Source organism: Hydrogenophaga sp. 70-12 (assembly GCF_001897365.1).
GTDB classification, from domain to species: Bacteria; Pseudomonadota; Gammaproteobacteria; order Burkholderiales; family Burkholderiaceae_C; genus Hydrogenophaga; species Hydrogenophaga borbori.
Genome location: NZ_MKSS01000288.1, coordinates 1 through 1,533, shown reverse-complemented (window position 1 = coordinate 1,533; position 1,533 = coordinate 1). Strand labels below are relative to the sequence as shown.

Annotated in this window: 1 protein-coding gene and 1 pseudogene; one reads left to right on the top strand and one right to left on the bottom strand. The window is 70.4% G+C overall.

Going from position 1 to position 1,533, the window contains the following annotated elements:
• Positions 1 to 680, top strand: a pseudogene (locus BGO22_RS15790) (DUF1631 family protein); the annotation flags it as partial.
• Here the strand turns inward: BGO22_RS15790 and BGO22_RS15785 are convergent.
• Positions 677 to 1,533 (bottom strand): TAXI family TRAP transporter solute-binding subunit (locus tag BGO22_RS15785; protein WP_502686471.1); only part of this gene is annotated, 857 nt, incomplete at its 5' end. The pseudogene BGO22_RS15790 and the gene BGO22_RS15785 sit on opposite strands and share 4 nt — an antisense overlap.

Genomic DNA, 1,533 nt, shown 5'->3' with positions numbered 1-1,533 from the left:
CCAAGCGCTACGTCGACATCCTGTCCGATCTGCTGTGGTCCAGCCAGCTGGCGCTGGCCAGCCAGAACCGGCCGCGCCTGGTGCGCATCATCCCGCCGGTGCTGCGCACCCTGCGCGAAGGCCTGGACGCCATCGACTACCCGCGCGACAAGGTCGAGGCCTTCTTCCAGACCCTGATGGGCCTGCACGAGGCCGCCTACAAGACCCAGCGCAGCGGCGAGGCCGCACCCGCGCCGGCCGAGGCCGACGCCAGCGTGCTCAACCCCGACGACGCCGAGCTCTGGATGCGCCAGCACGAGGCGAAGGCCACCAATTTCTACGACGACTCGCTGCCCGAGACCACGCAGCCCGGCTTCGCGGCCACCCAGCCCATGCAGCGCGAATGGGTCGACATCAAGGCCGGGATGGTGTTGCGCGACGCCACCTCGCTCGCGGTGGGCAGCTGGTTCGATCTGTACCAGGAAGGCCAGGCGCTGCGCGTGCAGCTCACCTGGGCCAGCCCGCACGGCACGCTGTTCCTGTTCGGCACCGCCTCGGGAAAATCCATGTCCATGACGCGCCGCGGCGTGGACCGCCTGATCGAGCAGGACAAGCTGCGCGTGGTGGCCGACCACAGCGTGGTCGACGAGGCGCTGGACGCGGTGGCCCAGCAGGCCCTCAAGAACTCGGGCAAGCGTTAGCCGACGCGATCCGCCGCCGTGCGGGCGGGCGTGTCCTCGTCCTGGGGGTCGCCGCCGCCACTGTCCCGGCGGCGCAGCAGCTTCTTGCGCACCAGGTGGATGTTGTTGCGCAGCGCGTACAGCTCGTCGGTGTACGACAGCGGCACCACCACCTTCTCCACCTTGGCTTCCATGCCGTCGAGCTGCTCCAGCAGGTCGTCGGGCGTGGCGCTGCCCGACTCGGCGCGCTGCTCCACCTCGCGCAGTTCCGCGTACCAGCGGAACACGCGCGAGCGGATGCGAAAGGTGTAGAGCGGCGGCACGATGCGCGAGAGCGGCAGCGCCAGCGCGATGATCAGGCCCAGCGCCAGCCACATGCGCTCGATCACGCTGGCCGCCCAGAAGGGCAGGTAGCGCTGCAGGAAGGGCAGGCCGCCCTTGTAGGCGCGCTCGGCCTCGCCCGCCGCGGGGAATTCGCTGTGGTCCAGGTTCGGGTATTCGCGCGCGCGGTTGAACCAGCCGGCGCCGCTGTGCACCTCCATGGCCGTCTGCGCGAACAGCTGCAGGATGGCCGGGTGGGTGTCCGAGCGCGCCAGCAGCGAGGTGGTGGAGGCCACCAGGCGCACGTTGCGCGGCGGCACGTTGCGCGCCAGGTCCACCATGCCCTGTGGCATGGTCACCGGCGTGAGGTAGCCGAAGCGGCGCGAGTAGGCCTCGGCCTGGGCGAAGTCCAGCAGCTTCACGCCCGGGGTCTGCAGCAGCATCTGCACCATCAGCGATTCGGGCGCCGAAGCGAACACCACGGCGTCGAGCTGGCCGTCCAGGAAGGCCACGGTGGCCGGCGTCTGCTCCAGCCGGCTCAGCGTGATCTGGC